The 6689-nt window shown below is 66.9% G+C and carries 5 protein-coding genes and 1 pseudogene; 5 read left to right on the plus strand and 1 reads right to left on the minus strand.

Annotation, left to right across the window (positions count from 1 at the left end; translation table 11 throughout):
* Positions 1-389: pseudogene (locus tag sphsw_RS20505) on the minus strand (hypothetical protein); the annotation flags it as partial.
* 289 nt (positions 390-678) lie between these two features.
* Here sphsw_RS20505 and sphsw_RS13030 point away from each other — a divergent pair.
* The 5 genes from sphsw_RS13030 to sphsw_RS20510 all read left to right on the plus strand — a co-directional run.
* Positions 679-1395: a hypothetical protein gene (locus tag sphsw_RS13030; protein WP_052149131.1), complete on the plus strand. Its 717-nt coding sequence runs from the start codon at positions 679-681 to the stop codon at positions 1393-1395.
* Positions 1396-1438: 43 nt separating this feature from the next.
* Entirely contained in the window at positions 1439-2878 is a 1440-nt protein-coding gene (locus tag sphsw_RS13035; RefSeq protein WP_042467246.1) for a family 43 glycosylhydrolase, read from the plus strand.
* Positions 2879-3045: 167 nt separating this feature from the next.
* Positions 3046-4614: an alpha-N-arabinofuranosidase gene (locus sphsw_RS13040; RefSeq protein ID WP_031440984.1), complete on the plus strand. Its 1569-nt coding sequence runs from the start codon at positions 3046-3048 to the stop codon at positions 4612-4614.
* Positions 4615-4665: 51 nt separating this feature from the next.
* Positions 4666-5733 (plus strand): alpha/beta hydrolase, encoded by a 1068-nt coding sequence (locus tag sphsw_RS13045; protein ID WP_031440985.1) that lies wholly within the window; start codon positions 4666-4668, stop codon positions 5731-5733.
* Positions 5730-6689: glycoside hydrolase 43 family protein (locus sphsw_RS20510; protein ID WP_042467249.1), on the plus strand; the 960-nt coding region annotated here is incomplete at its 3' end. The genes sphsw_RS13045 and sphsw_RS20510, both read left to right, overlap by 4 nt.

Genomic DNA, 6689 nt, shown 5'->3' on the forward strand with positions numbered 1-6689 from the left:
GCCGCGCGATCGACCTGCCGGTCGACGAATCGCGCGGTCGCATCCCATTGCCCCGGCGTGGCGGACAGGCGCACGTCGCCATTGGTCGCGATCCGTTCGCCCTGCTGGATGATCTCGACGCCGCTGATCTTCGAATCGGCGAACAGCCCGTCATACCAGTTCGAGAAGACCAGCACGTTGACGGCCGGTGCCTCGTAATAGCCCGCCTCGCCAAGCGTCGGTGCAACCGCGTCCGGGCGCGCGGCCCGACCTGTGCGGGCAGGGGCGATGCGTGGTCGTGCGGTGGCATCCTGCGGGGCTGCGGCATCGCGCGGCAGCGCGCGCGCGACCCCGGGTATCGCGGTCGAAACCAGTGTCCCCAGCAGGCAAAACCAAGCCGTTCCCGTCATATACCCTCTCCCAAGTCCCAATGTCGCCGATCGCTGACCGGTCATTCTTACTCCGACTATAGCGCTAACTTTCGGCGGCGCTACCATGTGATCAGGACCTGGAATGCCAGCCGATACGCGGCTGGACATGATAGCGGTATCGACTTACGTTCGCGCCTTACGAGCAGGGCAGGCATCGGGCGAAGGCGCCGGTGGATCGACCCGATGCCGTGGCGGAGGGAGAGAGATGACGGGGCTCATCACCGATCGAAGTCGTGCACCGCGGGGATCGCTTGTGCACTGGTCATGCATGCTGTTGCTGGCAGGCCTGTCGCCCGGCACGGCGGCGCAGCCTTTGGCGACGCCGGGTTCGAACGCAATCACCGCCGTGGCGGATCCCCAGACTGCGGCCAGACCGATACCGCCCGAGCTAGCGCCCTATTTCACGGCGGTGTCGGAGGCGACGACGACGCCCGACCGCGACGGCTTTCTGCGCCGCTGGTTGTTGCTCGAACCGATCGCCAAACCCAATCGCACGAACACCGGCTTTACCGCCACCTATGTCCGGCAGGCCCTGACCGCATCCCAGCCGGGGTCGCCGGCCGCAATCCCGAGGGACGGGCAGGTTGAAAAGGCCGCCGCGCCACTGCGCTGGCATGCACTTGATTCGAAAGGGTTCGACGTCAAGCTGTTCGACTTCGCCAAGGCACTGGGGGCGCCGACCTATGGCGTGATATTCTGGGCGGTGACGATCGTCGACAGCCCCCGCGAGCAGCGCAACGTCCGCCTGGCGGTCGGTTCGAACGCGGCATCGATCTGGTGGCTGAACGGCACCGAGGCGGTCGGGCTGTTCAACGACCGTCGCATGGTGATGGACGACGTGCTGTCGGATCGCCTGACGCTGCGCAAGGGACGCAACGTCATCCGCGGCGCGGTGATCAACGGCCCCGGGCTGAGCAGCTTCTGCGTCCGCTTCGTCGACGAAGCCGGCCGCCCGATCACCGATCTGACGACCCATGTTCGATAGCCCCCGTCGCGATACCGCGGTTCGGCAACAGCGAGGTCTCCGGATGCGGTGCGGACTGATCGCGGTGTGCCTCGGGTTTGCGGGCGCAGCGCCCGCCGCCGCGCAATTGGCGGGCGAACCCTTCATTCACGATCCCTCGACCGTCACGCTGTCGGACGGGAAATACTACACGTTCGGCACCCGCGGCGGCGGGCTGGTGTCCGAAGACGGCTGGACCTGGCATGGCGGCCCCGAGCGGCCGGGCGGCGGGGTGGCGCCCGACGTCATCAGGATCGGCGACCGCTATTACGTCGCCTATGCGGTCGGCGGCGGGGGCATGGGGGGCGGCCATGCCAGCCAGGTCAAGATGATGTGGACGCTGTCGCTCGATCCGGCATCGCCGCGCTTCAAGTTCCACGACATCGGCGTCGTCGCGTCGAGTGACGGGGTCGAGACCGCGGATGCGATCGATCCTGCGTTTCTCTACGCCGAGGGTCGGTTGTGGCTGACCTACGGCACCTATTTCGGCCCGATCCGGATGATCGAACTCGACCCGAAGACGGGACTGCGCATGGCGGGCAACGTGCCCGTCGACGTGGCGATCGACATGGAGGCCACCGCGATGCTGTATCGCGACGGCTATTACTATCTGCTGGGCACGCACGGCACGTGCTGCGACGGGCCCAATTCGACCTATCACATTCGCGCAGGCCGGGCGCGCAGCCCGCTTGGCCCCTATCTCGACCATATGGGGATCCCGCTGCTGCGGGGCGGCGGCAAGATGGTCGTCAGCGCGCGCGGTCGCCGCATCGGACCGGGGCATTTCGGACGGATCGCGCTCGCCGGCGGGGTCGAGAAGCTGTCGCTCCATTATGAGGCCGACATGGATCGCAGCGGCCGGAGTGTCCTTGCGATCGAACCCCTGCGGTGGACCGACGGCTGGCCGGTCGTGGGCGAGACGGTGGCGCCGGGCACCTATGAGATCGCCTCCGAGCGCAGCGGCTATGCCTTGAGTCTGGCGACCGATATCGTCCGCATTCCGTTCGACGTTCGCCGCAGTTTCATGGCGGCCGCGACCGATCCGGTCGGGCCGATTCCCGACCAGACGCTGGCACAGGATTCTGCCGACTGGCCACGCGGGCGGATCCGGGTGGATCTGGCGGACTATCTGGTGCGCCCGCATCAGTTGTGGACGATCACGCCGGTGCCCGCGGCGGGGGGCTATTTCGGCGCCCCCTATTACCGGATCGCGATCGCAGGCACGTCGCGCATGCTTGCCGCCACCCCGAACGGGGAGGTCGAGACGATCACCGCCGCCACCGCAGGCGCCGAGCCCCTATGGCAGATCGATCAGCTCACCGACGGCAGTTACCGGATCAAACCGAAGGTCGTGCCCGGGGACGGGCGGGATCTCGCGCTGGTCGCGATCGGTGCGAGCACGCCGACCCTTGCGGCATTCGATCCGGCAAGCCCGGCGGGACGGTGGACGTTCAAGCGACCCTGACACGGCCATCGGTCACCAACCGCGGTTGACGGACGCGTAGAGTCGACTACTCCTACTATTAACTTCAAAAGACGGGGCCTCGCCAAGGGGCCGAAAGGGAGAGCATGAACCGGATCAGTCCTCGCCTCGCACGGTCGTGCGCCATCCGCCCTCGTAGCATGGGACGCATGACCGCAGCGTCGTTGCTCGCGCCGCTGATCCTTGCGGGCACGGCGCTGTCCGGCGGCGCCGCAGCGCAGACCCTGTCGGCGGAGACGGCCAGTGCGACCTTGCAGGCCGACAAGCCCGGCCCGCAGATCCACCGCGACGTGTTCGGGCAGTTCGCCGAGCATCTCGGTCATGGCATCTATGGCGGCATCTGGGTCGGCAAGAATTCGCGAATCCCCAATGACGGCGGCTACCGGCGCGACGTGCTCGCGGCGATGAAGGCGATCAACGTGCCGATGGTGCGCTGGCCGGGCGGCTGTTTTGCCGACGAATATCACTGGCGTGACGGGATCGGCGCGACCAAGGCGCGGCCGACCAAGGTCAATACCAACTGGGGCGGCGTCAACGAGGATAACAGTTTCGGCACGCACGAATATTTCGGGCTGATGGACCGGCTGGGCGGCAGCACCTATGTCTCGGCCAATGTCGGCAGCGCACCGCCCGCCGAGACCGCGCAATGGGTCGAATACATGACCGCGCCGCAGGGTACCACGGTGCTGGCGAAGGAGCGCGAGCGCAACGGCCACGCCGCGCCGTGGAAGATCCAGTATCTCGGCATCGGCAACGAACTATGGGGCTGTGGCGGCAACATGCGTGCGGAATATGCCGCCGATCTGACCAACCGCTATGCCCAGTTCGCCAAGTCCGCGAACGGCCCGATGCTCAAGATCGCGAGCGGCCCGAGCGATTCCAACTATGAATGGACCGAGGCGATGATGCGCATCGCCGGCAAGAATATCGACGGGCTCGCGCTGCATTATTACACGCGTCCGCGCGACAAGAACTGGGCCGACAAGGGGCCGGCGCTGGGCTTTGCCGAGCGCGAATGGGCAAGCACCATGGCGCACACGCTGCAGATGGAGGAGTTCATCACCAAGCATTCGGCGATCATGGACAAATATGATCCTGCCAAGCGCGTGATGCTTGCGGTTGACGAATGGGGGACATGGTACGATCCGACGCCGGGCAGCAACCCGGGCTTTCTCGAACAGCAGAATTCGGTGCGCGATGCGGTCGTCGCGGGGCTCAACATCAACATCTTCGCGCGCCATGCCGACCGGGTGAAGATGGCGGCGATCGCGCAGATGGTGAACGTCCTGCAGGCGATGCTGCTGACCGACGGCGCCAGGATGGTGAAGACGCCGACCTATTGGGTGTTCGACCTGTACAAGCCGTGGCAGGGCGCGACCTCGCTGCCGATCACGCTGACTTCGCCTTGGTATCACAAGGACGAGGTGGCGGTGCCCGCGGTCAGCGCGTCGGCGGTGCGTGACGCGGCGGGGCAGGTGCATGTCGCGCTGGTCAACCTCGACCCCAATCGGGCGATGCCGGTCTCGGTCGCGATGACGGGGTTGCAGGCGACCCAGGCGAGCGGCCGGATCGTCACCGGTCCGACGATGGACGCGCATAACAGCTTCGATTCGCCGGATGCGGTGACCCCGCAGCCCTTTGCCGATGCCCGGATCGCGGGCGGGACGCTCAGCGTGACCGTCCCGGCAAAGTCGGTGCTGGTGCTCGATCTGCGCTGACCGGCCGGCCGGGCATGACGTGTTCGGCAGTGACGATGGATGGGGGATGCGATGCGGAGTCGTGGTGGAACGTGGCTGCTGGGTGCGGCGCTGGGGCTGGCATCGATCGGGAGTACGGGCGCGCAGGTGAAGACCCCGGCGCCCGCGGTCGTGGCAGGCGCGAAGGCCGTCACGGTCGAGCGCATCACCGTCCATTCCCCCGCCATCACCGGCAATCTGGAGGGGAATAGTCCCGACCGCGCGGTCATCGTCATCCTCCCGCCCGGCTACCGGACCAGTCCGGGCAAACGCTATCCCGTGGTCTATGCGCTGCACGGCTATTCGATCGGCGTGGAGCAATGGATCGGCGAGATCCATGTGCCGCAGACCATCGAGGGGGCGTTCGCCAGGGGCGTCCGCGAAATGATCGTCGTGCTGCCCGACAGCAAGACGGTGCACAACGGCTCCTTCTATTCGCGGTCAGTGACGGTGGGCGATTTCGAGCGCTTCGTCGCGCACGACCTGGTGGCCTATGTCGACGCACATTACCGGACGATCGCGGATCGGCGCAGTCGCGGCCTCGCGGGGCATTCGATGGGCGGCTATGGCACCGCACGGATCGGGATGAAGCATGCCGATATTTTCGGCGCGCTTTACATGATGAGCCCCTGCTGCCTGTCGACGCGCGCGCTGGGCACCCCCGATGCGGCGATCGAGGCCACGATCCGGGCGCTGAAGTCGCCTGCGGACGGCGCGACGCTGCCCTGGGGCGTACGGGCGCAACTCGCGACCGCCGCCGCCTGGTCGCCCAATCCCAAGGCCCCGCCGCTCTATCTCGACCTGCCGGTCAAGGACGGCCAGCCCCAGCCCGACGTGACCGCGCGCTGGGCCGCCAACGCCCCGCTCGCCATGCTCGACCAATATGCCGGCGACCTGCGCCGCTATGCCGCGATCGGGATCGACGTGGGCGACCGCGACGGATTGAAGGACGACGCGGTCAAATTCCACGAGGCGCTCGACCGCTACGGCATCGCCAACCGCTTCGCCCTCTATCCGGGCGATCATACCAGTGGCGTCGCGGGACGCGTGCAGGACCAGATGATGCCGTTCTTCGCGCGCGCGCTGGCGTTCGGCAAATGAAGGCGGGATCGGCAATCGCCGCAGCCCTGCTCTTCGCGACCGCGGCCTCGGCGCAGGTCTGGCGATCGGATCAGGGCGATGGCAGCTACCGCAACCCGGTGCTCTATGCGGACTATCCGGATCCCGACATCATCCGCGTCGGCCGCGACTATTATTTCGCGTCGACGACCTTTGCGAACACGCCGGGGATCACGATCCTGCACAGTCGCGACCTGGTGAACTGGACGATCACGTCGCATCTGGTGGCGCGTCTCGAGGGTCGGCCGCAATATGACCTGGTCGGCGGCAACGCCTATCGCAAGGGGCTCTATGCCTCGAGCCTGCGCTATCACGCGGGCACCTATTATCTGGCGAACACGCCGGTCGGGCAGAATACGCGGATCTGGTATGCCAGGGACGTGCGCGGCCCGTGGCGCTACCACGAGCTCGATCGCCAGGCGTTCGATCCCGGCCTGTTCATCGAGCCCGACGGCCGCGCCTATCTCGCCACCGCGAGCACCGCCGACGGGACGATCACGCTGTTGACGCTCGACCGCGCGCTCGCGCACGTCACGGCATCACGCAAGATCCATTATATCAAGGGGGCCGAAGGGTCGAAGCTGCTGCGGCGTGGCGACTATTATTATCTGTTCAACGCGCTGCCGCCCCGGCTCGCACTCTCCGTATCGCGGTCGCGCAGCCTGTTCGGGCCGTGGGAAACCCGCGACCAGATCGACGACACGACCGGTGGGCATCAGGGTGCGCTGGTCGATCTGCCGGACGGGCGCTGGTTCGGGTTCGTGATGGAGGATAGCGGCGCGATCGGGCGGATGACCAATATCAGCCCGGTCTTCTGGCGCGACGACTGGCCGATCTGGGGGACGCCCGCCGCGCCAGGCCGCGTGCCGCGTCAGGCGGCCAAGCCGATCGCGGGCCATCGCTTTGCCGAGCCCGCGACGTCGGACGATTTCGGCGGG

It is taken from the genome of Sphingomonas sp. FUKUSWIS1 (assembly GCF_000733135.1).
Classification (GTDB): domain Bacteria; phylum Pseudomonadota; class Alphaproteobacteria; order Sphingomonadales; family Sphingomonadaceae; genus Sphingomonas; species Sphingomonas aerolata.

Excerpts from the sequence above, each read along its gene's own strand:
- sphsw_RS13030 (WP_052149131.1), top strand. The coding sequence starts at position 679 with ATGCTGTTGCTGGCAGGCCTGTCGCCCGGCACGGCGGCGCAGCCTTTG.
- sphsw_RS13035 (WP_042467246.1), top strand. The coding sequence starts at position 1,439 with ATGCGGTGCGGACTGATCGCGGTGTGCCTCGGGTTTGCGGGCGCAGCG.
- sphsw_RS13040 (WP_031440984.1), top strand. The coding sequence starts at position 3,046 with ATGACCGCAGCGTCGTTGCTCGCGCCGCTGATCCTTGCGGGCACGGCG.
- sphsw_RS13045 (WP_031440985.1), top strand. The coding sequence starts at position 4,666 with ATGCGGAGTCGTGGTGGAACGTGGCTGCTGGGTGCGGCGCTGGGGCTG.